At 64.9% G+C, this 25,460-nt stretch carries 25 protein-coding genes and 1 pseudogene; 16 read left to right on the forward strand and 10 right to left on the reverse strand.

The features are described from left to right. Window positions 1–205: 205 nt before the first annotated feature. Complete coding sequence (locus AC1DEZ_RS03820) at window positions 206–1,378, forward strand: isovaleryl-CoA dehydrogenase (protein WP_476778689.1); 1,173 nt, start codon at window positions 206–208, stop codon at window positions 1,376–1,378. Window positions 1,379–1,512: 134 nt separating this feature from the next. Further along, window positions 1,513–1,983, forward strand: coding sequence for a gamma-glutamylcyclotransferase family protein (locus AC1DEZ_RS03825; RefSeq protein WP_476778690.1), 471 nt, complete (start codon window positions 1,513–1,515; stop codon window positions 1,981–1,983). Window positions 1,984–2,057: 74 nt separating this feature from the next. Here AC1DEZ_RS03825 and AC1DEZ_RS03830 read toward each other — a convergent pair whose 3' ends face one another. From AC1DEZ_RS03830 to AC1DEZ_RS03860, 7 genes are all read right to left on the reverse strand, one after another. Continuing rightward, complete coding sequence (locus AC1DEZ_RS03830; protein WP_476778691.1) at window positions 2,058–3,161, reverse strand: ABC transporter ATP-binding protein; 1,104 nt, start codon at window positions 3,159–3,161, stop codon at window positions 2,058–2,060. Between the two features lie 16 nt (window positions 3,162–3,177). After that, a complete protein-coding gene (locus tag AC1DEZ_RS03835) occupies window positions 3,178–4,005 on the reverse strand; it encodes a carbohydrate ABC transporter permease (protein WP_476778692.1) in 828 nt (275 codons plus the stop codon). Continuing rightward, complete coding sequence (locus AC1DEZ_RS03840) at window positions 3,995–4,930, reverse strand: carbohydrate ABC transporter permease (protein WP_476778693.1); 936 nt, start codon at window positions 4,928–4,930, stop codon at window positions 3,995–3,997. The genes AC1DEZ_RS03835 and AC1DEZ_RS03840 overlap by 11 nt, the downstream gene beginning before the upstream one ends. 19 nt (window positions 4,931–4,949) lie before the next feature. Further along, window positions 4,950–5,687, reverse strand: a complete 738-nt coding sequence (locus tag AC1DEZ_RS03845; RefSeq protein WP_476778694.1) for a tyrosine-protein phosphatase — start codon at window positions 5,685–5,687, stop codon at window positions 4,950–4,952. A 71-nt stretch (window positions 5,688–5,758) separates the two neighbouring features. After that, the gene (locus AC1DEZ_RS03850) at window positions 5,759–7,054 is read right to left on the reverse strand and encodes an ABC transporter substrate-binding protein (RefSeq protein ID WP_476778695.1); all 1,296 of its coding nucleotides are present in this window, start codon (window positions 7,052–7,054) and stop codon (window positions 5,759–5,761) included. A gap of 31 nt (window positions 7,055–7,085) precedes the next feature. Beyond that, window positions 7,086–7,943, reverse strand: a complete 858-nt coding sequence (locus AC1DEZ_RS03855; protein ID WP_476778696.1) for a metallophosphoesterase — start codon at window positions 7,941–7,943, stop codon at window positions 7,086–7,088. Between the two features lie 78 nt (window positions 7,944–8,021). Further along, window positions 8,022–8,657, reverse strand: coding sequence for a TetR/AcrR family transcriptional regulator (locus tag AC1DEZ_RS03860; RefSeq protein WP_476778697.1), 636 nt, complete (start codon window positions 8,655–8,657; stop codon window positions 8,022–8,024). A 378-nt stretch (window positions 8,658–9,035) separates the two neighbouring features. On the opposite strand from AC1DEZ_RS03860, the pseudogene AC1DEZ_RS03865 reads away from it, so the two are divergent. The 6 genes and pseudogenes from AC1DEZ_RS03865 to AC1DEZ_RS03890 form a co-directional block, all read left to right on the forward strand. After that, window positions 9,036–9,518: pseudogene (locus tag AC1DEZ_RS03865) on the forward strand (autotransporter outer membrane beta-barrel domain-containing protein); the annotation flags it as partial. A 241-nt stretch (window positions 9,519–9,759) separates the two neighbouring features. After that, window positions 9,760–10,062, forward strand: coding sequence for a hypothetical protein (locus AC1DEZ_RS03870; protein ID WP_476778698.1), 303 nt, complete (start codon window positions 9,760–9,762; stop codon window positions 10,060–10,062). Between the two features lie 82 nt (window positions 10,063–10,144). Further along, the gene (locus AC1DEZ_RS03875) at window positions 10,145–11,314 is read left to right on the forward strand and encodes a beta-keto acid cleavage family enzyme (protein WP_476778699.1); all 1,170 of its coding nucleotides are present in this window, start codon (window positions 10,145–10,147) and stop codon (window positions 11,312–11,314) included. 80 nt (window positions 11,315–11,394) lie between these two features. Continuing rightward, window positions 11,395–11,784, forward strand: coding sequence for a VOC family protein (locus AC1DEZ_RS03880; protein ID WP_476778700.1), 390 nt, complete (start codon window positions 11,395–11,397; stop codon window positions 11,782–11,784). A gap of 14 nt (window positions 11,785–11,798) precedes the next feature. Further along, window positions 11,799–12,560: a carboxymuconolactone decarboxylase family protein gene (locus AC1DEZ_RS03885; RefSeq protein WP_476778701.1), complete on the forward strand. Its 762-nt coding sequence runs from the start codon at window positions 11,799–11,801 to the stop codon at window positions 12,558–12,560. After that, window positions 12,538–13,095, forward strand: coding sequence for a hypothetical protein (locus AC1DEZ_RS03890; protein ID WP_476778702.1), 558 nt, complete (start codon window positions 12,538–12,540; stop codon window positions 13,093–13,095). Before AC1DEZ_RS03885 ends, AC1DEZ_RS03890 begins: the two co-directional genes overlap by 23 nt. 8 nt (window positions 13,096–13,103) lie before the next feature. On the opposite strand, the gene AC1DEZ_RS03895 is transcribed toward AC1DEZ_RS03890, so the two are convergent. After that, window positions 13,104–14,873, reverse strand: coding sequence for a hypothetical protein (locus AC1DEZ_RS03895; protein WP_476778703.1), 1,770 nt, complete (start codon window positions 14,871–14,873; stop codon window positions 13,104–13,106). A 480-nt stretch (window positions 14,874–15,353) separates the two neighbouring features. On the opposite strand from AC1DEZ_RS03895, the gene AC1DEZ_RS03900 reads away from it, so the two are divergent. Further along, window positions 15,354–16,295, forward strand: a complete 942-nt coding sequence (locus AC1DEZ_RS03900; RefSeq protein WP_476778704.1) for a LysR family transcriptional regulator — start codon at window positions 15,354–15,356, stop codon at window positions 16,293–16,295. Here the strand turns inward: AC1DEZ_RS03900 and AC1DEZ_RS03905 are convergent. Beyond that, on the reverse strand, window positions 16,246–16,983 hold the full coding sequence (locus tag AC1DEZ_RS03905; RefSeq protein WP_441513079.1) for an SDR family oxidoreductase: 738 nt from the start codon (window positions 16,981–16,983) through the stop codon (window positions 16,246–16,248). The genes AC1DEZ_RS03900 and AC1DEZ_RS03905 overlap by 50 nt on opposite strands. Window positions 16,984–17,319: 336 nt before the next feature. On the opposite strand from AC1DEZ_RS03905, the gene AC1DEZ_RS03910 reads away from it, so the two are divergent. The 7 genes from AC1DEZ_RS03910 (at window position 17,320) to AC1DEZ_RS03940 (ending at window position 24,306) form a co-directional block, all read left to right on the forward strand. Next, on the forward strand, window positions 17,320–18,141 hold the full coding sequence (locus AC1DEZ_RS03910) for a metallophosphoesterase family protein (protein ID WP_476778705.1): 822 nt from the start codon (window positions 17,320–17,322) through the stop codon (window positions 18,139–18,141). Between the two features lie 96 nt (window positions 18,142–18,237). Then, complete coding sequence (locus tag AC1DEZ_RS03915) at window positions 18,238–19,425, forward strand: ABC transporter ATP-binding protein (protein ID WP_441512789.1); 1,188 nt, start codon at window positions 18,238–18,240, stop codon at window positions 19,423–19,425. A gap of 2 nt (window positions 19,426–19,427) precedes the next feature. Then, window positions 19,428–20,351: a carbohydrate ABC transporter permease gene (locus tag AC1DEZ_RS03920; RefSeq protein ID WP_476778706.1), complete on the forward strand. Its 924-nt coding sequence runs from the start codon at window positions 19,428–19,430 to the stop codon at window positions 20,349–20,351. Continuing rightward, a complete protein-coding gene (locus tag AC1DEZ_RS03925; RefSeq protein WP_476778707.1) occupies window positions 20,351–21,226 on the forward strand; it encodes a carbohydrate ABC transporter permease in 876 nt (291 codons plus the stop codon). Before AC1DEZ_RS03920 ends, AC1DEZ_RS03925 begins: the two co-directional genes overlap by 1 nt. Window positions 21,227–21,316: 90 nt before the next feature. Continuing rightward, window positions 21,317–22,588 carry an extracellular solute-binding protein gene (locus tag AC1DEZ_RS03930; protein WP_476778708.1) on the forward strand — a complete coding sequence of 424 codons (1,272 nt, stop codon included), beginning with the start codon at window positions 21,317–21,319 and terminating at the stop codon, window positions 22,586–22,588. 87 nt (window positions 22,589–22,675) lie between these two features. Further along, window positions 22,676–23,518, forward strand: coding sequence for a phosphodiesterase (locus AC1DEZ_RS03935; protein WP_476778709.1), 843 nt, complete (start codon window positions 22,676–22,678; stop codon window positions 23,516–23,518). Further along, on the forward strand, window positions 23,515–24,306 hold the full coding sequence (locus tag AC1DEZ_RS03940; protein WP_476778710.1) for an inositol monophosphatase family protein: 792 nt from the start codon (window positions 23,515–23,517) through the stop codon (window positions 24,304–24,306). Before AC1DEZ_RS03935 ends, AC1DEZ_RS03940 begins: the two co-directional genes overlap by 4 nt. 10 nt (window positions 24,307–24,316) lie before the next feature. Here AC1DEZ_RS03940 and AC1DEZ_RS03945 read toward each other — a convergent pair whose 3' ends face one another. Then, window positions 24,317–25,267, reverse strand: coding sequence for a sugar-binding transcriptional regulator (locus AC1DEZ_RS03945; RefSeq protein WP_476778711.1), 951 nt, complete (start codon window positions 25,265–25,267; stop codon window positions 24,317–24,319). Between the last annotated feature and the right edge of the window lie 193 nt (window positions 25,268–25,460).

Below are 25,460 nucleotides of genomic sequence, written 5' to 3' on the forward strand. Positions count from 1 at the left end.
CGTATCCTATCCCCCTGGATAGGATATGTACAAGCCTTGAATTCCGGTTGGAACGCCGCTCCGCCGATGCCGGCTGCGAGACCTGACCGTGGCGTCGACGCCAAACTGCGCCGGGCGCGGCTGCGCACTGACGCGCCGCCCCCCGGGCAGCTATAACGAAGGCAAAGGGAGCCCCGCTCCCCACGATCTGCCGGGAGGTTCCGCCATGCTTGCCAACGCGCCGCGCCCGTTCAATTTCGACCTCGGCGAGACCGCCGACGCCATCCGCGACACCGTCCACGCCTTCGCGCAGGAGAAAATCGCCCCGCGCGCCGAAGAGATCGACCGCACCAACCAGTTCCCGCGCGATCTCTGGCCGGAAATGGGCGCGCTCGGCCTGCACGGCATGACGGTCGAGGAGGAATATGGCGGTTCGGGGCTCGGCTATCTCGAACATTGCATCGCCGTGGAGGAGGTCAGCAGAGCCTCGGCCTCGGTCGGCCTCTCCTACGGCGCCCACTCGAATCTCTGCGTCAACCAGATCCGCCGCAACGGCAACGAAACGCAGAAGCGCAAATATCTGCCTGGGCTGATCTCCGGCGAGCATGTCGGCGCGCTCGCCATGTCCGAGCCCGGCTCGGGTTCCGACGTCGTCTCGATGCGCACCCGCGCCGAGAAGAAGGGCGACCGCTACGTCCTCAACGGCAACAAGATGTGGATCACCAACGGCCCGATCGCCGAAACGCTGGTCGTCTACGCCAAGACCGATCCGGAGGCCGGCTCACGCGGCATCACCGCCTTCCTGATCGAGAAGGGCATGAAGGGGTTCTCGACCCATCAGAAGCTCGACAAGCTCGGCATGCGCGGTTCCGACACCTGCGAGCTCGTCTTCCAGGATTGCGAGGTGCCGGAGGAGAACGTGCTCGGCCAGGTCGGGCGCGGCGTCAACGTGCTGATGTCCGGCCTCGACTACGAGCGCGTCGTGCTGGCGGCCGGGCCGCTCGGCATCATGCAAGCGGCACTCGACGCGGTCATGCCCTATGTCCACGAACGCAAGCAGTTCGGCCAGTCGATCGGCGAGTTCCAGCTCGTTCAGGGCAAGGTTGCCGACATGTATGTCGCGATGAACTCCTGCCGGGCCTATGTCTATTCGGTCGCCAAGGCCTGCGACCGCGGCGAGACGACCCGCGAGGATGCTGCCGGCGCCATCCTGATCGCAGCCGAGAAGGCGACGCAGGTCGCGCTCGACGCCATCCAGTTGCTCGGCGGCAACGGCTACATCAACGACTACCCGACCGGGCGATTGCTGCGCGACGCCAAGCTCTACGAAATCGGCGCAGGGACAAGCGAGATCAGGCGGATGCTGATCGGGCGGGAACTGTTCAACAAGACGAAGTAAGGGTCAAAGGCGCCGTCATGCTCGGGCTTGACCCGAGCATCTCAGGACGAGATGCCTCAACAAACAGGGCGGCTATACGTCCCGAGATTCTCGGGTCTGCGCCGCGCGCCGCCCGAGACTGACGCGAGGCCCCAATGCCCCTCTATTTCGCCTACGGCCTCAACATGGACCCGGCCGGGATGGCACAGCGCTGCCCGAACTCGCGCCCGCTCGGCCCCGCTCGCCTGCCGCGCCATCGCTTCATCATCACCCGCGACGGTTATGCCTCGGCGATCCGCGATCCGCGCGACGAAGTGCATGGCGTGCTCTGGGATTGCTCGCTCAGCGACATCCGCGTGCTCGACAAGTTCGAGGATATCGCGAGCGGCCTCTATGTGAAGATCAGCCAACCGGTGATCGTGCCGGGCGGCGCCAAGCGCACGTTGATCTATATCGGTCGCTCAGCCGAGCCGGGAAAGCCGAAGCCCGGCTACATGGAGACGGTCATCGCTGGAGCAAAACACTTCGGCCTGCCAGAGACTTACATCGCCAACCTGAATCGTTTTCTGACCGAGAACCGAGGGATGGTGTCGCCGCGATTGCAGGAAAAACTCCGCAAATTCTGATGCCCCTGGGCCAACGCGAGAGCTATTTCGACGCTGGGAACGCTCGGGTGTCGGCGGATCGTTGCGAGGTTGGACTAGACGAGGGCCGCTACAGCCCTCGCCGGAGGGGCGTAGCGGAGCTCGACCCGCAGCCCGGCTGCGTCGAAGAAGTGCCAAGCCGAGCCGTTGAAGCCAAGCCGGACGGACTTGCCTTCGATCTGTTCCGTTCCCGGTGGCAGGATGACCGCGAGGTCCCGGTCGAGGATTCTGCAATAGGCGATGCGCGAATTTCCGAGCTCCTCGACCATGTCGACGACCGCGTCGCAGCTCTCGGCCGCTTCGCTCATGACGATCTCTTCCGGACGGATCCCAGCGACCAGTTGCGTGCCTGGTCTCATGCCAGAGCGCAAAGCGATCGCCCGCTCCGGCTCGATCTCGAGCGCGACCGCCCCGTCGTCGCGGACGAAAGCCGGCAGTAGGTTCATGGCGGGAGCCCCGAGGAAACCGGCCACGAACAGGGACGCCGGGCGACGATAGATCTCGGACGGCGCTCCGATTTGCTCCACCCGGCCCTTGTTCATCACGATCAGGGTGTCGGCGAGCGTCATCGCCTCGATCTGGTCATGCGTGACGAGGATGGAGGTCGTCCGCAGCCGCTTGTGCAATCGCTTGATCTCGATCCGCATCTGCACGCGCAGCAGGGCGTCGAGATTTGAGAGCGGCTCGTCGAACAGGAAGATCTGCGGCTCGCGGACGATCGCCCGGCCCATCGCCACCCGCTGGCGCTGGCCGCCGGAAAGCTGCGCGGGCTTGCGGCCGAGATAGTCGCTCAGCCCGAGAAGCGCGGCGGCCTCGCGCACCTTGCGCTCCTTTTCGGCCTGCGGAACACGGGCGATCTTCAGCGGATAGGCGATGTTCTGCGCCACCGTCATATGCGGATAGAGCGCATAGTTCTGGAAAACCATGGCGCAGCCGCGCTCTGCCGGATCGACGAAATTCACCACCCTGTCGCCGATCACGATGGTGCCGTCGGTGACGTCCTCGAGCCCCGCGATCATCCGCAGCAAGGTCGACTTGCCACAGCCCGAGGGGCCGACGATGACCGCAAAGTCTCCGTCGGGGATCGCGACATCGATGCCATGCAGCACCTGCTTGCCGTCATAGCTCTTGCGGAGCGCCGTGATCGAAAGAGCGGACATCAGAGACCTCTCGGCATCAGCGGATGCCCGATTTCATGAAGGATTGAACGACCTGACGCTGCAGCACGAGATAGATCGCCAGGACCGGCAGGCTCGCCATCGTCGAGGCTGCCATGAGCGGCCCCCAGGCATTGCCCTCGGCCGTCATGAACATTTGGATGCCGATCTGGATCACGCTGTTCTCGGACGTGCGGCTCAGCAGCAACGGCCAGAAATACTCGTTCCATGTCGAGATGAAGATCAGGATGGCGAGCGAGGCGAGCGTCCCGCGCAGGCTGGGCATGACCACCTCCCACAGCACGCGCCAGTGCCCGGCGCCATCCATTCGGGCCGCCTCCAACACCTCTTTCGGAAAGCTCCGCATGGTCTGGGCCAGCAGCAGGATCGCGAGCGCGGAGGCGAAGTTCGGCAGGATCTGTGCGGCGACGCTGTCCAGCAGACCCATCCGCGCGATCAGCAGGTAGTTCGGGATCATCACGACCTGGAACGGCACGAGCCAGGTCAGCGCGATCAGAGCGTAAACGAGACGATCGCCCGGGAAGCGCCAGCGCGCGAAGGCATAAGCCGCCAGCAGCCCGGTGAAGAGCTGGATCACCGTCACGGCGACGGAGATGACGAGCGTATTGGCCAGCATCCGGACGATCGGGATGGCGTCCAAGGCTGTTGCATAATTCGCGAGCGAGAGCTCGGAGGGCCAGAGGCTGGTCTCGAAGATCGCGTTCTCGGGACGCAGCGAGGTGACGATCATCCAGTAGACCGGGAACAGGCAGAAGATCGACAGCAGGACCATGACGAGATGGCCCACGGCGCGGCCGCGCTGCCCCGGACGAATGTCAGTTGTCATGGATGGAATACCTGTCGATCAGCCGCAGGAGGACGAAGGCGATCGCGCTGAAGCCGAGGAAGAGGATGACGGCTGAGGCCGAGCTCCAGCCGACGGACATTGTCGAGAAGCCGAAATCCCAAAGCAGGTAGAACAGGTTCGTGGTCGAGCCGAGCGGGCCGCCGCCGGTCAGGACATGGATGTAGCTGAAGCTCCATTGCGCGCCGAGCAGCGTGGTCATCATCAGCAGGAACAGCACCGTGGAGCGCAGCAGCGGCAGGCGCACGTCGCGGATGATCTCCCAGCGCGAGGCTCCGTCCATTCGCGCGGCCTCGATCAGTGCCGGATTGATGTTGGCGTTGGCGGCCGAAAGGATCAGCGTCGAGAAGCCGATCAGCTTCCAGCCTGTGATGACGATGATGGTCCAGATCGCCCAGGCGGGATCGCCCAGGAAGCGGACAGGCGCAGCGCCGGTCAGGGTGATGCCGGCATTGACCAGCCCGTGGCCGGGATCGAGCAACCAGCGCCAGATCACCGCGCCGACGACGGGGGCGATGATCATCGGGACGAAGATGATCGCGCGATAGATGTTGCGGGAGCGCGCCGGCAGGTCGTGCGTGTAGATTGCGATCGCGAGCGGCAGCAGCACGGCGAGCGGGATCAGGCCGAGCACGTAGACGCCGGTATTGGCGACTGCATCCCAGAATTTCGGCAGCGAGAATATCCGGACATAGTTGTCCCATCCGACGAAGCGCTGCGGCGCGTTGGGCAGCATGTTCCAGCGGAAGAAGCTGAGCCGGACGGCGTCGATCAGCGGCCAGTAGATCCACAGGATCAGCTTGATCATCGCGGGCGCCAGATAGAGCCACGGAGAGACGATCCATCTCGCCCTGCGCCTCGAGGCCGCCGCAGCGAGCTCGGCGAAGGGTGTCATCGCATGTGCCATGTGCCGGCTGCCGCGCGCTTCAATCGTTCAGCCGGGCCCGCAGCCGCTCGATCCGAGCGGGCGCGAGCCCGATGGCTGCGAGATAGGTGGCGATGCCGCCATGCCGCTCCCGCAGATGCGCGAGCATCGTGCGGATCGTGATCTCGTCGCTCGCCAGCATGAGCGAGACCTGGGCCGGATCGGCGCCGCCGGCGAGCGCGCGCTCGCGCAGTCTGTCGAGCATCGCCTGTCCGAGTTCCGCGGTCAGGACGTAGTCGGCGGCGATCTCGTCTTCGGCGACGCCGGCGACCAGCAGCAGGAGCGCAGCGACGATGCCGGTGCGGTCCTTGCCCGCCGTGCAGTGGAAGAGCACGACCCCCTCGGGCGCCTCGGCGATGGCGGCCAGGACGTCCACGAGCCGCTCACCACATCGATCCAATGCCTCGCAGTAGCGTGCTGCCATATTGAGCGGCGCTGACAGCGTTCCAATGGGCTCCAACTGGTCGAAAAGCGCTATGCTGCGATAACGCACCGTCGCATGGGCAGCGAACGGGTTCGGCTGATGGGCAATCTCGTGGAACCCGCGCAGATCGATCACCAGAGCCAATCCGCGGTCCACCAGCGCGTCGCGGCTGCTCTCGCTCAGATGCCAGAGGTCGTCGCCGCGCAGCAGACGCCCCCAGCCCGTGGCGACTCCACCGGCGCCGGCATAGCCCCCGAGATCGCGGATATTATGGGCGTCCGGCAGTTGCCAGTGACGCAAGGGGTGAAGCGGCATCGATCGGGTGACCTGTCGGTGAACGGAAACGCGGAGGGAGCGGGCGGGGACGCCCGCTCCAGCGTCAAAGGTCAGGGCATCATCGCCTGGCCGCGGGTCTGCGCCTCGGTCAGGATCCTGGCGACGTCGCCTCGGCCGAAGACCGCTTCGATGACGGCGTCCTTCATAAGGCTTTCGACCTGGCGGTAATCGGGGCCGGGAAAGGCGACGTTCGGGGTCAGCCGCGAGAGCTGCTCCAGATTCGGGCGGATCAGCGGGTTCGCAGCGGTCCACGGGCCGAGGTAATTGGGATCGTCGACGATATCGAGACGCAACGGCAGGTAACCGATCTTGCTGGTGATGACCGTATAGCCGCGCTTCGAGGTCATGAACTTGAGCAACTCGTAGGAGGCACGCTGCTTGGCCGGATCGGTCGAGAACGCGAACAGAGCAGAGCCGGAGTTGGTCGGCGCCGTAGGCTTGGTGCCGAAGGCCGGCATCGGCGCGACGCGCAGCTCCCATTTGCCCCTGGCCGCATTGGAGATGCTGTTTTGCAGCGCGCTCGTATAGAGGAACATGCCGAGCTTGCCTGCGGACATGGCATCGGCCGGGCTGGCCGGATCCATGCGCGAATGCCCACCGCCCGCGACCATGTCGCGCAGCATCTGCACGGCCTCGATACCTTCGCGGCTGGCATAGGTCAGCCTGTTGCCGTCCCGGACCTTGCCGCCATTCGACATCAGGATCGCCTGGTAGACGAAGGTGCCGTCGGCCGGCCCATAGGCGCCGGGGAAGAAGCCCTCGGCGCCGGTCTTCTTGGCGATGGCCTCGGCGGCCGTGCGCACTTCTGCCCAGGTCCGCGGCGGCTTGTCAGGGTCGAGCCCCGCCTTCCGGAACAGGTCGGCGTTGTAGTAGAGGATCGGCGTCGAGAAGGTGTAGGCAAGGCCGTAGGTCTTCCCCTCGACCTTGCCGAGCTCCAGGCCGTTCGGGATCATCCCCGCGGTGAGCTCGGCATAGCCCTTGGCGCCCGCCATGTCCTCGAGGGGCTGCGCGCCGAGATCGGTGGCCAGATAGATCAGGTCCCGGAAGACGAGCTGCGCGACGTCGGGCTGCCGCCCTGCAGCCATATCCGCCTGCAGCCGCGTCATGATCTCGTTCGGCGGCACTGGGACCGGCTGCACCTTGATCAACGGATTGGCCGCCTCGAACTCGGCGATGAGCTCGCGCGTCGCCTGCGCGCCGGCCGTGGCTGTGGCGAGGTTGTAGTTGTAGAACGTGATCGTGACCGGCTTGCTCGGTGGGCCAGCCATCTCCGCCGCTGCCGGGTTCGACAAGACAATGCCGAGCCCGCCCGCAGCCAGCAGCCGCAACATCAAACGTTTCATCATGGGTAGACCCGTCCTTGCGGTGACTCTGGGTTCAACCCGCCGTGGCTTCGGCCAGGGCGGCTTCCTGCCGCTCGCTCAGCATCGTGAGGTCGTAGCGATTGAGCTCGGCCCGATCGGACGGCAGCGGGACGAGCGCCATCGTCAGGCCCGATTTGCGGACCGTGCCGATGCCGAAGGAAGCGCCGCGGACCATGCGCAGTACCGAACTTTCCAGAATGTCCGTGGCTGCATGCATGCCCATACCGACGATCACCGGAATGCCGTGCCAGACCGAAAAGCGGTCGTGATGGATATGGCCGCTCAGGATCGCGAGGATGTTCCGCCCGACGAGCATCTCGGCCAGGCGCTGCGACTGGTCGAACTCGATAGTGCGCCAATGGGCCCAGTCCGGGGCCTCGCCGAGCGCAGGCGCGTGATGGGCGACGAGCAGCTTCGGCAGCTCCGGGTGGGCGTCGAGCCTGGCTTCAAGCCAGTCGAACTGCTCGGGTTCGATCGTGCCGCCAATTTGGCCGGGCGTGCTGGTGTCGAGAACGATGACATGTAGCCCGTCGATGACGTGATCATGGTCGTAGGACGCCGTCAGCTCGTCGGCACGATCGAGCATGCCCTGATAGAAGCCCTCGCGCGTGTCATGATTGCCGAGCGCGTACAGGACCGGAACGTCCGTCGACTGCATGAGCCGGGCGAGATGCCTGTAGTCGTCAGTGCTGCCGCGGTTCGTCAGGTCGCCACTGGCGACGATGAAGGCGGGCTTCGGCTCGATGCGGCCGATCATCGCGAGGATCGAGGTGAGCGTCTCGCTCGTATTGCTGAACAGGTGATCGTCCGAGACCGCGGGATCGCCGACATGCAGGTCGGTAATATGAACGAATGTGACGCTTGATTTCATCGGGGGCTCTGCGAGTTCGGAGCCCGATAGGTCTGCCAAATGTCACTGGAATGAACGAATTCAAACGCGGTTTGACAATCAGTGCTGACGGAACATCGGCGTGGCGATAGAAACGATATGGCCGAGCAGCACCTCGGCATCCGACATGTCGATCCGGCCCATGGTGAGGGCTTCTGTCCGCTGCCGATGCCGGATGAGCTGCGATCGGATGCCGAGAAGGCAACTGATCCTGAAGCCGATCTCCGCCTCGTCGAGCCATGGCGCGACCTTCAGGAAATGCGAGATGAACAGGCGGTGAGGCTCGACCTCGTCGATCATCGCTCGGTACATCTCCGGCTTCTCCGAACCCAGGTAGTTGGAGATTACATGCCGAAGGACCGGATAAGCGGAATCCGGATCGAGCGCCCAGCGGATCGAGGGGCCGATGATAGCGCGGACCAACGCGTCGGCTGGCACCGGCTCAGGGTGGGCCGCATCAACGGCCTTTTGCAGAAGCGCCAGACGCTCTGCGTTGAGGCGTCGGTAGGTGCGCTCCGCCACCGCAATGAACAACTGTTCGAGGCCGCCGAAATGATAGTTGATCGCAGCCGGATTCGTGCCGGCGCGATCGGCGATCCGACGCGATGAGACTTCGGACGGATGTCTTGTTTGGACGAGCAGGTCTTCGCAGGCATTCAATAGGGCTGCGGCCGTAGCATTTGCTGTCATGCCCATAACCTCGCGATGTGACCTGAGCCATGCGTCATTCCGGCAGAGCCGATCTTGGCGACGCCAGCCGAAGGCGCACGTCAGCGCGATGCGGTCAAATGCTTCTCATGGGCGCGCCCCTGGCCCGCTTCGCGAGCGCGTGCCGCACTATCCGGATTGGCCGCCCGCGCCAGCAGCACCTCGTCGCTATTGCGGCGCCTTGCGATCGACAGCGCATCATTGATGCCGACGAAGATCAGCCCGTCACCGCAGTAGCGAAGCGCAGGAAACCAACTGGGCAGCCACCGCCCGCGTCTGCCGCCACGCGATGAACTACGGCAATAGTCTACTCTGCACTTTACGGGCTGTTTTCTTTGCTAAGAGCGGAGGCGAGCCACGCTTCGATCGGACCGCGACAGCCGGGTGGCGCAGGCCTTCGCCGAGCTAGGCTATGCGTTCACCTCTGAGCGCTTCGGCATCGAACCCTTCGCCCAGCTTGCCTTGCTTCAGGTCTCGAGCGGCTCCGACGTCGAGCAAGGCGGCGCTGCGGCGCTACGCGTCTTCTCCGGCGACCAGAATCTCGGCTTCACGACATGGGGCCTGCGCGCCGAGGCGCAGCTCGGTACGATGCCGCTCTTCGCCCGGGGTCTGCTCGGCTGGCGCTATGGCTTCGGCGATCTGACGCCGAAGACCGTGACGGCCTTCGTCGCCGGCACGACGTGGGCCGGGGTTTACGCCGCGGCCATCGATCGCAATGCGCTGGTCGCCGAAGCCGGGCTCGACTGGCGCGCAAACGCCTCGACCACCTTCGGCATCTCCTATGTGGCCGCCGTCGGCGAGCGAACCCGCGACCAGGCCCTCAAGGGACGGCTCGACGTCAGGTTCTGAAGGCGATCACAAGCCAGCAGCGACCTGCGGACATGAGGTTCCGGCACGGCAGGTGACCGCGTGCGCGCCTATGAATGTCCGCACTCGGGCAACCGCCCAATGGCTGCAATTGGCGCATCCTGACAGCGCCGTGATGTGCCCCCTCCCCCCGTGTCTTCTGCGTAGGTTACGCAGATTTCCGACCGATCCGTCTATGGTCCGCCCCGAAGCAAGAACCGACGCGATGATGGGATCGGCGTCGATGCCCGACGACGAACAGAGGAAGCCAGGCGTTTCCGCCGTGATGCAACGGTTCCCGGCCGAGCGCCGGACGATCGAGCAGCTCGCGGCACGCAGCGAGGATTTTTGTGACATGTGCGAGGAACTCGCCGAGGCGGAGCGGGCGCTGCTCTTGGCCCAGGCACTTCCCGCCGAGATTCGCGGTGAAAGAACGGCGGAATGGTTTGCCGTGATCGACCGCCTCATCGCCGAAATCGGCGCGGCGCTGAGGACCGTCGACCTCATCCCGATTGGCCGGGCGGACCAGCCGAAGCGCCGCTCATGAGCATGAGAGTTCCACGGCGCCGGGCGCTCCTGCCGTCAGGGGCCGCGAGAAGCCCGGAGAGCCAAAGCGAGGGAGGAAAGACATGTACTACACCGACAACTCGATATTGCCGGAGAACATGGCGCCACTCATCATCACGGCGGCGCCCTATGGCCCGGCATGGCTACCCGGCGACGCGAGCGATATCGCCCTGACCTGGGACGAACAAGTCCAGATCGCAGTCGACTGCTACAGGGCCGGCGCCACGATGCTGCACTTCCACGTCCGGAACCCGGCCACCGGCATGGGGTCGACGAACTTCGACGATTACAATTACCTGCTGAAGCGGGTGAAGGAAGCCGTGCCCGACATGATCATCCAGGTCGGCGGCTCGATCTCGTTCTCGCCGCACACGGCCGACGCCAAGGCGAAATGGCTCGATTACGATACCCGCCACATGCTCACCGAGCTGGATCCCAAGCCGGAGTTCGTGACGGTGACGACCGGCACCACGCTCTGGGACATCGCTTCGATGTTCTCCAAGGAAGACATCAAGGGGACGCATATGGACGACCCCAAGGTGCTGGCGGCCTGGGCCGGCATGGTGGTGGATTCGACCCCCGAATTCTACGTCGAGCACCTCAAGCGCCTTCGGAAGAACGGCATCCAGCCTTACTTCGTCCCCGCTCATGTCCACCAATGGGAGCTCATCGAGCGGGTCATCCGGGCTGGCGTCTATATGGGGCCGTTGAACATCGCGCTCTGTGCCTATGGCGGCGGAACGCTGGGCCGGAATCCGTTCGATCTGATGCACTTCCTGCAACGCCTGCCGCAGGGGTCGGTCAATACCTTCTGGTCGAGCATGCGTGGCCTTATCTCCATCTCGGCGATGTCCATCGTGCTCGGCCAGCATGTGCGGGTCGGCAACGAAGACAATCTCTGGGGCGCCGATCGCACCCGCAAGACCACGGTGGAGCAAATTCAAGGCGCGGTGCGTCTGTGCAAGGAGTTCGGCCGCAAGGTTGCGACCGCCGAAGAGGCGCGCCGGATCATGAAGGTCGGGACCTGGTACGACAGCGTTGAAGAGACGCTACGCAAGAACGACATGCCACCCAGTCCGACTGACTTCAATCCGGGTTTCCTGACCTGGCCGACCGATGGAAAGGTCAAGCCGGCTGTCCTGGGCGGTGACTCGCATCCGATCGCCGCGTGCATGATCGCACCGGCGCCCGTCCTGGCCGCACAGGCAAAGCTGAAGATCGCATCGGCATAGCCGATCGCGCTCCATGCGCCTTGATGGGGCCTGCGCTCCGGCGCAGGCCGATCCTTCCAAACGAGCTCGGGAGCGGGATCGTGACTGGCCAGATAACCCACTTCGAAATCTATAGCGACGAGCCGGAGCAGCTCTCCAGATTCTACAGCGCGCTCTTCAGTTGGCGAATGGAGCGCGTGGAGGGCATGGACTATTGGCGCATGCACCTCGACCCGACCGACGCCGACACGGTCGGCGGCGGCCTAACCTACCGGCCGCAGGCCGACCCGAAGGGCTGGCTGCAATTCGTGCATGTCGAGTCAATCGAAGAGTCGATCACCCTCGCTGAACGAATGGGGGCCAAAGTCATGCGGCCCAAGACGGCCGTTCCGAGAACGGCATGGGTTGCCGTTCTCGCCGATCCGTCGGGGAACATGTTCGCGGTCTGGCAGCCCGATGCCACGGCCTTCCCAATGCCGGAACCGGACTAAGCGGAGGTTTGGAAATGCATCAGCCCCAGGACAGCCGTTCGCTTGGGCCGTGGGAACGCGATGCCCTTGCTCATTTCGAGGCATGGGACCCAGGCTGGGCGCTTGCCTGCCAGGCGATGAGCGCCAACCCCTGGGACGGCGGGGTCCTTCCGCGCCGTTTCGTCGAGTTGATCGCCGTTGGGATCACTGCCGCCTGCACCAATCTGGATAAGGAAGGCGCGCGCCGCCACGTCCGCGCTGCCCTGGACGCGGGCGCGACACGCGACGAACTCCTGACGGTCATTAAGATGGCGACCGTGGTGTCCATTCATTCCTGCAGCCTTGGTGCGCCGCTCCTCCTCGAGGAAATGAAGGCGTCGGGACAGCGTTCGGCGACAAGGCCTCCGGTCGCGACGCCCGCATGCGATAGGATGAAGGATATCGGCCAGTGGAACGAAGCGTGGAATCCCTTCTTCGAGCTCGATCCGCAATGGACCGACCAGTTCATGGCGACGGGCGCCGGAATCTACGGCAGCGGAATTTTCAGTTCGAAGGAGATGGAGCTTCTCAGCATCGCATTCGATGCATCCTTCACCCACATGTACGCGCCAGGGACGCATCGACACATCAAGGCCGCCTTGGCGCTAGGGGCGACAGCCACGGACATCATGGAAGTCCTGAAGCTGTGCACCGCACTGGGCGTACAGGCCTGCAACCTCGCGATTCCGATCCTGGCTGAGGAGCTGGCGAAGCCCTCGAAGAGCCGAAGCGGAGATGCGGGCGATGACGAAGGCTGATCCGGGCGAGCGAGGGCGTGCGCGCAACCTCCGGACGCGCGTCCTCGACGAGGCAAGGCGGTTCGCCGTGCTGTTTCTGTACCTGTGGATCCTGTTCGGACTCTTCGTGCTGAACGAGCGGATCATTCTTCGCGAACACGGCATCGGCTTTGCGTCCCAGGGCTTCGCCGTGTTCAACGCGTTCATCCTCGCGAAGGTCATGCTTGTCCTGGAGGATCTCAATTTGAGCAGGTGGCTCGATCGGCGGCCACTGATCTATCCGATCCTGTACGAGGCCTTCCTGTTCTCGATCCTGTTCGTCGTCTTTCACGTCGTCGAAGAGATGCTGATCGGCCTGTTCAAGGGCGAATCCGCCACCACCAGCGTTCCGGCGATCGGCGGAGGCGGCCTGTCCGGCGTGCTGTGCGTCGCCGTGATCCTGTTCTTCGCCCTCATGCCGCACTTCGCATTCCAGAATCTCAGTCGCGCGCTCGGTCCGGCGCACATGAAAGCGCTGCTGTTCAGGACGGTCGTTCGGGATACGGCGGAATCGTAGCGCTGCAGTCAGTCGAATTTCCTCTTGCCCTCGCCCGGCGACGCGATACCGGCCTTGCGCAAGGACTGCAGGAACCGATCGACGTCCTCCGGGCGGACGACGCGCAGCGCCACCTCGGATCGAAGATTGGCGACGAGCTGAGGCGCATGGGCCTCGAGCCAGGCCCGCTCGCGCGCGGCCTCGATCGTTTGACCGGCCTCGCCGTAGACCGCTGCGGCGATCAAGTGATAATTGGGGTTCTCCGGCGCAGGCGTCTTCGTGATCCACATCACAGCCTCGCGCAGGTCCCCCTTGAAGTAGCTGCAGAGCGCCAGGCCGGATTCGTAATAGGCGAGCGGCCCGGGATTGCGCTCGCGAGCCTCGTTCATCAGATCGCAGCCGCGCGGCCAATGGCCGGCCAAGGCGAGGCGGTAGCCATATTCGCCGACAAGCTCGGTATCGTTGGGGTTCAGCCCAAGGGCCTGCTCGCCGATCTTGAGAGCGGTCTCGACCTCGCCGTGGAAATACAAGGCAAACATCTGGGCCTGAAGTGCGCGAATGTTTTCCGGGTCGAGTTCCACCGCACGGCGCGCGGCTTCGAGCGCCCTGTCGATCGAAGCCGGCGACGATGACGGGTCGATTGGATAGCGAAAGCGGATCTCGTCGACATAGGCTTGCGAGAGGAGCGCCCAGGCGGTCGCATAGTCCGGAAAGCGCCGCACCGCGTCCTCGAGGCATTTGCGGACCGATGGATGCTTCTTGCCGTCGAGGCTGACGCGATAGGCGTAGTAGGACAGCGTGCAGGCATAGGCCTGCCAATCGTCCGGAGCGTTCTGAAGTCGCTGCGACGCGTCGGCTCGATAGATCACCCCATAGGGCTGCCCTAACGGCGTCACGACTTGCCGGGCGATGTCGGTCACGGTTTCGATGAGCTTCGAAGCCTGCAGATCGCCGGTGTAGCTGTTCGCCCAGATCACCGTGTTGTCGACACGGTTGAGGACACGGGCACGAAGCCGGAACTCGTTGTCGGTGACGTTGATGTCCCCCGCGAGAACGTAGCGCGGATCGGAGGCAGAAGAGCGTGCAGCGGAGGCGCCTTGATCATCGCGTGGATCACCGGCCACCGTCACGATGTCTTTGAACTTTGCGATCTGCCCGATGATCTCCTGCGTCAGCCCGCGCGCGATCGCTTGCGAGTTACCCGTATTGGTCAGGTCGTCGAAAGGTCTCACCAGCAGCCGAGGCAGCGCCGGAGCCTGCTGACGATCGCTTCTGATCCGATTCACGGTCGGCCAGGACAGTGTGGCAAGTGCCAACAGGCAAGCGGCGGCGATAGGAACAGCACGCCACCGGCGCGCCGGGCTGGCGACCCGGACGGGACGCATCGGCGATGGCCGCATGTCGAATTTGGGGACGTAGCTGCCTTTCGGGATCGAGATGACGATCTCGTCGGAAATGCCGGCGGTGACATAGTAGAGATTGAGTGCGCGCCGAAGATGCCCCGCCTCGATGCGGACGACCGGGTCGGAATGCGCGTCGAATGAGGCATCCCGCCCGAAGACCTCGGTCGCGATCGCATACGCCTTGATGCGGTCGGCACGGCCTGCGATCTCCTCCTCGACGACATAGCCGAGAAATCTCCGCGACCGTTCCGTAGCATCGAAGTCCGCGCTGTTCACGATGCGATGAAGCTGAGTCCTGACGCCTTCCGCAGTGAGGGTACTCGTGACCGCCCTTTCGAACGATGCGCCCGCGGTCGAAGCAACCGGCGAGGAACCCAGGATGCTCAGCTCTCGCATGATGTTCCTCCTCCGAGGACACACGCTCGAATATCGAATTGCCGACTGCAAACTATGGGATTTTCGGTCGGACATACAAGCCGACGGAGATTCGAGCCTGAGCCCCGCTGCAGCCGTGTATCAGGCGATCGCGAAACGAGTGCCTTCGCAATCGTCGCTTCGGCGATCAGGTCGCCACCGAGCACGGCGAGGACCAGCGGGGCGACCTTGGCCGGCTCCTTGCGAACCCGTTCGGTCGCCCGATGGAAAAGCCCGACGAAGCGTTCCGCGACCTCCGCGCGGCTCTTGTTCAGAGCGCCGGAGGCAGCAACGACGACGCCGGGAATATTTGGGCACATGTCCGGCGAGTTGACGATGCACCTGGTGCGCGGATCGAAGACCAGATGTGATGGATTGTCTCAAGCTGGCTACGAAGGACCGTGCCGGCAGATTGAAATTCGTGATCGCGTCGGAAAGCCGCATGATCTACGTTGACCGGACATGACCCCGCGCCTGCTACAGACTTTCCTTGCCGTCGCGCGCTGCAGGACGGCGACGCGAGCGTCTGGCGAACTCAACCTCGCTCAGTCCAGCGTGAGCGACCAGGTCCAGGCTCTCGAGGATGAACTGGGCGTTCGCCTGTTCCTGCGCTCCAGACAGGGTTTCCGGCTGACGGCAGCCGGTGAGGCGCTGGTCCCTTATGCCCAGGACATTCTGGCCACAACGGACGACGCGCTAGCGGCAGTTAAGAGCGCAAGCCTTTTCGGCGATCAATCGGTTACCATCGGAGCGCTCGAAACCGTGGCAAGGGAGGTTTTGCCCGCACTGCTCACGGATCTGCGACAACACCAGCCCGAACTTCGAATGCGCGTCGAGGTGGCGGGCAGTGATCATCTCCTGCAGCGCCTTCTCGACGGCTCGAACGACATCGCCTTTTGCTTTCGCAAGGGTGCTCTGGATGAACGTCTGGCTCGGCGGGAATTTGCGCAAGAGCCGCTGGTCATGATCGGGCAGCCGGCAGCCCCGGGCGCCGTCGTGCGCCCTTTGACACCGGATGCCCTCGCAGCCCAGCCATACATTGCGACCGATCCCGGCTGCGTGTACCGGCATCTGTTCGATCAGGCCTGGTGCAGGGCCGGCTTCACCCCGCCCAGGCCTGTCGCCGAGGTCGGCAGCATCGAGGCCATCGTGCGGCTGGTCGCGGCCGGCAGCGGCTATGCCCTTGTACCCCGGATCGCGACCCGGGAAGCGCTGGAACGCGGTGTCGTCGCCGCGATCCCATCCCCCGGATTCGAGCTTGCGGCGACGCTTGACATGGTATGGCGCCGCCGGCGCGTTCAACCGCCCGGCCTCAGGTTTCTCCTGGCCTCGACAGGGCGAACGCGACGTTCTCTCACACGAGGCGATGACCACCTTCGACGTGAAGAACCGTGCCTGTCGTAAAGCCATTGCCGATGAGGAAGGCCATGGCGTCGGCGATATCGTCCGGCTGACCGACGCGACCGACCGGCAGGCGTTCTGCCATTCCAGCGAGAACCTCCGCCTTCCGTTCGCCTGCCACCGTCTGCCATATCGGCGTATCGACCCAGCCCGGCGATACCGCATTCACACGGATCGGAGCCAATTCGACGGCCAAAGCCCGAACGAGCCCTTCGAGTGCCGCGTTGATGGTTGCGACCACCGTTCCCCTTACCATAGGCCGGTAGGCTGCGATGCCGGAGGTGAAGGTCAGCGATCCTCCGGGAGAGAGCTTCGGACTTCCGTATTTGGCGAGAAGGATGGGGCCGATGATCTTGCTGTCGATGGCGCGCCGGACTGCATCCAGGTCCAGCGCAGGAAGCCTTTCGTAAGCGCCCGTAAAATCCGCTGCCGTGCAGACGATGTGGTCGAACGGCTCGCCATGCGCGAACAGCGCCTGCATCGCTGCTTCCGAGGTGATGTCGGCTACCCGTATTTCGAGCTTTGCCGAGGCCCCGAGGTCATCCTGCGCACGCCGAAGCCGGGAAGCGTCCCTGCCAACGATCGTCACATGGTCGCCGGCCGCTGACAGCCGCCGCGCGAGGGCGAAGCCCATGCCGGAGCTACCTCCGACGATGAGGATGCGGCGCGGGTTCGTTCTCTGCTTGGTCATCTCGGTCTCCATTTTCGATTTGCCCGCCGTTTTCCGGCTTCGCGGGCTGTTTTGAAAACGGAATGATCCGATGATGTTATCGGAGATGCCGATCGAAGATGGGTGATTGCCCGGACCGATGAAGCAGGTCGCGCAGATGGTCGAATAAAGCGGGCAGCCCGCACGCCCTGCGAGTTCATGCGGCACGCGCGCAATCATCGCCGAAGAGGCGAGCGACAGCGAAAATACAATTGTGTCATCAAACATTCATTTGTATGGTCCAAGGCAAAGCCGCTGCCCGGCGCTCGCGCCGGAGACAGACGGTCGCCCGATGAAGTGGCGAATTCTGGAGGGGACATGCAGCGTATCGTGCAGATTTCCGACACCCATCTGAGCCCGACCAAGCGGCATTTCGCCGATAATTGGGCGCCGCTGACGGCGTGGCTGGCCGCCCACGCGCCGGACCTCGTCATCCATACCGGCGACATCACCGTCGATGGCGCGGATGTCGACGAGGACATGCGCCATTGCCGCGCCCTGCTCGATACGCTGGGCGTGCCGGTGCTCAGCATCCCCGGCAACCATGATGTGGGAGAGGCCCATCATCCGCACCAGCCGGTCAATGACGCACGTCTCGCGCGCTGGCGCAGCCATATCGGCGAGGATTTCTGGGTCCGAGACCTCGAGGGCTGGCGGCTGATCGGCCTCAATTCGATGCTGTTCGGCAGCGACGAGGCCGAAGAGCAAAGGCAGCTCGCCTGGCTCGACCGGCAGATCGCCGAGGCGCAAGGCCGCCGCATCGGCTGGTTCCTGCATCGCCCGCTTTTCATCGAGGCGCCGGACGAGGGCGACAAGGGCTATTGGAGCGTGCCGCCCGAACCGCGCGCCCATCTGCTCGACCTCGTGCGCCGGCATGAGGTCGCCTTCGTCGCCAGCGGCCATCTGCACCGCGCCCATGACTTCACGGTTGCCGGCACGCGCTACATCTGGGGGCCGTCTTCCGGCTTCGTCGTAGGCGCAGAGCTGCAGCCCGGCATGGCCGGCACGACCACGCTCGGCGCCGTCTCCTACACATTCGACGGCCGGGACTTCTCCGCCGAGATCCGTGAGATCGCCGCGCTGAAGACACTCTGGATCGACGATGTGATCCACGAGGTCTACCCGCCGCGCGCCGCCTGAGACGCCTCCCCGGCCGCCCGCGGGCGGCACGGCAAGACACGCCCAACCAAGACACGCCCAACGACGAGCCCAGAGGGCCACAGAAAGGCGAACGCCATGGCCAAGGTCGCACTCTCCTCGATCGCCAAGTCCTTCGGACCGACGAAGGTTCTGGACGGCGTCGATCTCGACATCGCCGATGGCGAATTCCTGACTCTGGTCGGCCCGTCCGGCTGCGGGAAATCGACGCTGATCCGGATCATCGCCGGGCTTGAACATCACGACCGCGGCAGCGTCGCGATCGGCGGCAGTCGCGTCGATCATCTGCGCCCGCATGAGCGGCGCGTCGCCATGGTGTTCCAGTCCTATGCGCTCTATCCGCATATGAGCGTCGGCGCGAACATCGCGCTGCCGCTGACGATGTCGCGGCTCAAGCTTTGGCAGCGCCTGCCGCTGCTGCGGCAGCTCTCCCCCCAGCGCCGCAGCGTGATGCGCGGCATCGAGGCCGATGTCGGCGCGGTCGCCGCGCAGCTCCAGCTCGAACACCTGCTCGCCCGCAAGCCGGCCCAGCTTTCCGGCGGGCAGCGCCAGCGCGTCGCGCTCGGGCGCGCCATGGTGCGCAATCCCGACGTCTTCCTGATGGACGAGCCGCTCTCGAATCTCGACGCCAAGCTGCGCGTCCATATGCGCACCGAGCTGGCCGAGCTGCACAAGCGCCTGGGCGCGACCTTCATCTATGTCACGCACGATCAGGTCGAGGCGATGACGATGTCCGACCGCGTGGCGATGATGGATTCAGGCTCCGTGCTGCAACTCGGCACGCCCTCGCAGCTCTACGAGAAGCCGGCCTCGCTCAAGGTCGCGCAGTTCATTGGCAGCCCGGCGATCAACCTGCTGCCGGCAACGGTCGCGCATGGCGGCCGCCTCGAGCTCTTCGGCCGGCCCTTGGCGCTCGCCGTTCCGCTGGCGCAAGGGCAGGCCGCGACGCTCGGCATCCGCTCCGAGGCGCTCTCGCTGGTTCATGGCGAGCCCGGCGGCAGCGGACGAGCCTGGTTCTCGGCCCGCCTGCGGCGCAAGGAGAATCTCGGCTCCGAATACATCCTGCATTTCGACCTCGCCGGGCGCGACGCCGCAGGCGTGACGATGCGCGCGACACCGGCCGCAGCGGCCGGCGTCAACGAGGCTGCCGAAGTCACGCTTGGCTTCGACGAGGCCGCAGCCCACGTCTTCGCCGCCGATGGCGAGCGTATCGAGCCGCGCGGCCCGGGCGCTGCCACCGGCTCCGTCGTGCCGCTGAGGGCCTGAGCATGACGCTCGCCCTCGCATCCCCAACCGATTTTGCCCCCGTCGCGCGCCGCCGGCTCTGGATCGAGCGTGTCACCGGGCTCGGTTTTGCCCTGCCGGCCTTCATCCTGCTCCTGCTGACGATCCTGCTGCCGCTCGCCGTCCTGCTCTGGCTCAGCCTGACCAACTACGAGTTCGGCGGCGTCGACATGGACTGGGTCGGCCTCGCCAATTTCCAGAAGGCGCTGGCCGATCCGATCATCCGGCGCTCGCTCGTCAACACGCTGCTCTATGTCGCGATCGTCGTGCCCGGCGGCGTGTTCGGCGCGCTGCTGATCGCGGTGCTCGCGCATCGGCGTGGGCGCACGCGTTCCTTCTACGAAGTGGTCTATTTCCTGCCCGTGACCTCGACGCTGATCGCCATGGCGACGGTCTGGCAGTTCCTGCTCCATCCCTCGCTCGGTCCGGTCAACGGCCTGCTGAAATGGCTGGGCATCGGCCCCATAGCCTTCCTCAGCGAGCCTTCGACCGCGCTGGCGACGCTGGCCGTGATCGGCATCTGGCAGCTGATCGGCTTCAACATGATCCTGTTTCTCGCCGGGCTCACCGCGATCCCGCGCGATCTCTACGAAGCTGCCGATATCGACGGCTGCTCCAGCGGCATCGACCGCTTCCTGACCATCACCTGGCCGCTGCTCGGGCCAACGACGATGTTCGTGCTGGTCACCACGATGATCACGGCCTTCAAGATCTTCGATACAGTGGCGGTGATGACACGCGGAGGCCCTGTCGGCTCCACCGAGGTGCTGCTCTACAACATCTATCTCGAGGGTTTTCAGTACTTCCACACCGGCTATGCCGCGGCGCTGACCTTCATCTTCCTCGCCTTCATCCTCGTCTTCTCGGCCGTGCAGACCTTCGCCCTCGACAAGAAGGTGCACTATTGATGACCGATCTCGCGCTCCCCGCCGCCTCGGTCACGCCCGTCCATTCGGTGCTGCGCCGCTTCCTCTCGCTCGCGCTGATCCATGCCGTCTTGATCGCCGGGGCGGTCTTCATGCTGGCACCCTTCATCTGGATGCTCGTGACCTCGATCAAGCCGCCGGCCGAGATCTTCAGCGCCGAGATCTCGCTCTGGCCGAAGCAGTTCTACGGCCTGCAGAACTACGGTTTCGCGCTGGAGAAAGCACCGCTGCTGCGCTTTGCGCTGAATGGTTTCATCCTCTGCGGCGGCATCCTGATCGTCCAGCTGCTCGTCGCCATACCCTGCGCCTATGCGCTGGCGAAGCTGAACTTCCCCGGCCGCAACGCCCTCTTCGTGCTGGTTCTGCTCGGCCTGTGCATCCCCGTGCAGGTGCCGGCGATGCCGCTCTACATCGCACTCGCTCAGCTCGGGCTGCTCAACACCTATTTCTCGATGATGGTGCCGTTCTTCCTCTCGGTCTTCGCCATCTTCCTGTTCCGCCAGTTCTTCCGCAGCTTTCCCGACGACATCATCAACGCCGCCCGGCTCGACGGCATGAGCGAGTTCGAGATCGTCTGGCGGATCGTCACGCCGAGCGCCTGGCCGGCCATCGCCGCCTTCTCGGTCTTCTCGGCGGTGGCGCACTGGAACGACCTTTACTGGCCGCTGATCGTCATCTCCGACGCCAAGCTCGCACCGCCACCGCTGGGCATGATGTTCTTCGCCGATGCCGAGACCGGATCAAACTATGGGGCGCTGACGGCCGCCGCGACGATCCTCACGGCGCCGCTCGTCATCGCCTTCCTCGTCGCAAGGCGCCGGTTCATCGACGGCATCACCATGACCGGGGTGAAGTAGCCGGCTGCCGAGCCGCCCGCCCCCCAAGAGTTCAGGCCTGAAGCAACGCAACCCCGGACAGCCCCCGCTGTCCTGCCAAGGAGATCACCCATGAAACCTCTCGGCAAAGTCCTTGCCGCGGCGGCATTGACCCTTCTCGCCTCGACGGCGGCCAGGGCCGAGCAAGTCACGCTCGACGTGCTCTACGCTTTCCCCGCTTTCGCCAAGTTTCACGAGCCGATCGCCGCGGAATTCATGAAGAAGCACCCGGACATCAAGATCAACTTCCGGGCGCCCGCAGCGAGCTATGACGAAGGCCATCAGGCGATGCTACGCCAGTCCGTCACCAACCAGTTGCCGGACGTCTACTATTCCGGCTTCCATCTACTGACCGAGCTCGTCGAAACCCTCGACAAGCGCAAGCAGCTCGTCGATCTCGGCCCTCTGCTGAAGGCCGAGCCGGAGGCCTGGCGCAAGGCCAACTATTCCGACGCCCTGCTCTCGCTCGGTCAGGTCGCTGGCAAGCAGGCGGGCCTTGCCTTCAACGCCTCGACGCCGCTGATGTATTTCAACGCCGAGCTGGTGAAGAAGGCCGGCGGCGACCCCGACAAGATGCCGGACAACTGGGCCGACACCGTCGCGCTCGCCAAGAAGATCCGCAACGGCGACACCGCCGGCATGGCCTACAACATCCATGACTGGCCGGATGACTGGCTCTGGCGCGGCGTGATCCTCCAGGGCGGCCATTCCATGCTGTCCGCAGACGGCAAGAAGGTCGCCTTCGGCGGCGAGGTTGGCGAGAAGACGCTGTCGCTGCTGCGCAGCTTCGTCACCGAAGGCGGCATGCCGCTGATCGACTGGGACCAGTCGCGCCAGCAGTTCATCGCCGGCAAGATCGGGATCTTCTTCGACACGCCCGCCCGCCTGCGTCAGGTCACCGACCTGATCGGCGACCGCTTCACGCTGAAGACCGCCCTCTTTCCGGTCGACGACAAGGCCAAGGGCAGGCTGCCGACCGGCGGCAACGCCGCGCTGATCACCGCCAAGGACGCCGCCAAGCAGAAGGCGGCCTGGGAGTTCATCAAGTTCGTCACCGGGCCGGAGGCCCAGAAGATCGTCGTCGAGACCGCCGGCTACATGCCGACCAATCTGCGCGCCGGCGAGGATGCCTTCCTCGGCCCGTTCTACAAGGAGAACGCCAACTTCCGCACGATCAACGGCCAGGTCTCTCGCGCCGCGCCGTGGGAAGGCTATCCGGGCGGCAACTCGGTGCGCATCTGGCGCCAGCAGCGCGAAGTCGTCGCCGGCGTGATGCGCGGCGAGATCCAGCCCAAGGCCGGCATCGAGCGCATCGTCTCCGAGACCGAAGCCCTGATGAAGTAATCGGCCGCGCTGCGCCGCCCGCCCCTCGCCGCCCGGTCCTGTCATGACCGGGCGGTTTCCCTTTTCCCGACCGCCGGACGTTTCCCGATGATCATTGCCCAGCTCAGCGACTTCCATGCCCGCCCTCATGGCAATCCCGCCTATGGCATTGTCGAGACCAACCCGGCGATCGAACGGGCTGTGGACCAGGTCCTGAAGCTGGAGCCGCAGCCCGACTGCGTGCTGGTCACCGGGGATCTCTCCGATTGCGGCCTGCCCGAGGAATACGGCATCGTCCGCGCCGCGCTCCGCCGCCTGCCGATGCCGGTCTACGTCATCCCCGGCAATCATGACCGCCGCGACACCTTCGCCGCGGAATTGCGTCCCGATCACTCGTACCTGCCGCAAGCGGGCTTCCTGCATTACGTCATCGACGATTTTCCCGTGCGGCTAATCGGGCTCGACACCGTCGTCGCGGGCGAGGACGGCGGCGAGATCTGCGCCGCGCGCGAGGCCTGGCTCGCCGAGCAGCTCGCACAGGGACAGAGCAAGCCGACGGTGATCTTCATGCACCATCCGCCCTTCTCAGTCGGCGTCGACGGCATGGACATCATGCCTTGCAAGGTCTCGCCGGGCTTCGCCAAGCTGATCGCCGATCATCCCGAGATCGAGCGCGTGCTCTGCGGCCATTACCACCGGCCGATCCAGCTGCGCTTCGCCGGCACCATCGGCTATGTCGTGCCGGGCACCGCCCATCAGGTCGCGCTCGATCTCAGGCCCGGCACGGAAAACAAATTCGTGATGGAGCCGCCGGCGCTGGCCCTCCATGTCTGGAAGCCCGGCCTCGGCCTGGTCAGCCATCTCCAGCAGATCGGCGACTATGGACCGCGCCGGGATTTCGTGCTCGATCCCGCCTATCCCGGAAAGCCGCAAACGGTGCCTGCCCCATGACCGAGCCACGCCTTCTCGCTCTACTCGGCCAGGCCGATGCTCTCGCCCGCCGGGCCGGCGAGGTTCTCGTGCAGATGCAGGGCGCCGAGCTCGGCGTCACCCGCAAGGAATTGAATGACGTGGTCACGGCGGCCGACCTCGCCTCAGAGCGTCTCGTCATCGACGGCCTGCGCGCGCTGACGCCGGAGGCGGCGATCCTCTCCGAAGAGGCCGGCTTCTCCGGTTCGGAACAGGCGCCGCGCTGGATCATCGACCCGCTCGATGGCACGGTGAACTACGCGTCCGGCCTGCCCTGGTTTTCGGTCACCATGGCCTATCAGGAGCAGGGCCGCACGGTCCTCGGCCTGACCCATGCGCCGCTCGCCGGGCTCTCCGCGCGCTTCACTGAGGGCGGCATCGCGACGGTCGACGGCCGGCCGGCGCGCGTTTCCGCCACGGCGCGCCTGAGCGATGCCGTCGTCTCGATCTGCCTGACCTCGCATTACTCTGCCGAGGAGGCGAACCGGACGAGCGACGTCATCCGCCGCCTCGCCGGCCTGTGCCGGGGCGTGCGGGTCATCGTCTCCGGTGGGTTGGAAATGTCGCTGGTCGCAGCCGGCCGGCTCGACGCCTTCATCGGCCTCAAGGCCGACATCGTCTCGCATGCCGCTGCGATGCCCCTGGTGCGGGCGGCGGGTGGCCGGGTGACGACGGTCTATGACCAGGATTCGCGCGACGAAGATCTGGAGAAGATCGTCACCAACGGCCTGATTCACGCCGAATTGCTGCAGGCAATCCGTAGCGCCTGAGGCTTAGCGGTCACACGGTGGCCGGGGCCTCGAGCACGGCGGCCGCCGCATCCTCGTCCGTGATCAGCACGGAAGCGAGCTTCCCGCGCAGTGTGGCCGCAATGACCTCCGCCTTGTTGGCCCCGCCGGAGGCCAGGATCACGGTCGGTATCCGGCGGAGGGCTTGGAGCGGCAAGGCGATGGCCCGGCGGTTGATGGGATGCGCGACAGCCTGGCCGCTGCGATCGATGAACTGACCGAGCATGTCGCCGACGGCGCCAGCTTCCGCCAGTTCCGCGACCCGGACATCGCCCGGTAGCCCGTAGCGCACCAGCAAGGATCGCGCGCTGAGATCGCCGGCGCTGAGGATCGCAACATCGGTCGCTCGGATCCGGGCGAAGGCCGCCTCGAACACGTCCTGCGCCAAGATGATGTCGCGCGATTGCGGGGCCCCAGCGTAAATCGGCGCAGCCAGATAATGGCATTGCGCCTGCCAAAGCCGGGCGAAATGGCTGGCGATCTCGAAGGTGTTGATCTCGATGCCATAGGTCAGCCCGCCCATCATCGAGGTCACCGCGAGATCGCGATATTGCCCGGGACGGATATGCCGGATGGTTTCCCTGAGGGTTCCGCCCCAGCCGACGCCGAAGATGCCGGTGGGCTTCTCCTCGATGACCCGCGAGACGAACTCTCCGGCGGCCTTGCCGATCTGCATTGCGATCTGGCCGGGATCGGCGGGGCTGGGCACGACGATCGCGTCTGTCAGGCCGAATTCCGCCATCAGCGCGCGTTCAAGCCGGACGCAGCTTTCCAGCCGGGAGTTGATGGTGATGTTGACGAGCCCGCTGCTGCGCGCCTCGACCAGGAGCCGGTTGACGCGCAGGCGGGTCATCTTCAGTCGGTCCGCGATTTCCGCCTGGGTCAGCCCTTCCATGTAATAGAGCCAGGCGGCTCGAACTTGCGTCTGCGGTTCCTCCGGCATGGCGGTGTCCTGATGCGATGGGAGCCGCCTATGAAGCGGTCGACAATGGTGAGCGAGGTCTTCGAAGCTGGCTTACATCGCTTTCGCACGCGCCGACAACGCACAGGGCCCGGGCGGTATCACGCTTGACGCAAACCAATGTAAATCACAAAATACATTTGCATAAGATTATCCGCATAGCGAGTGGCGACCA

This window comes from Allobosea sp. 10L422, from assembly GCF_056395345.1.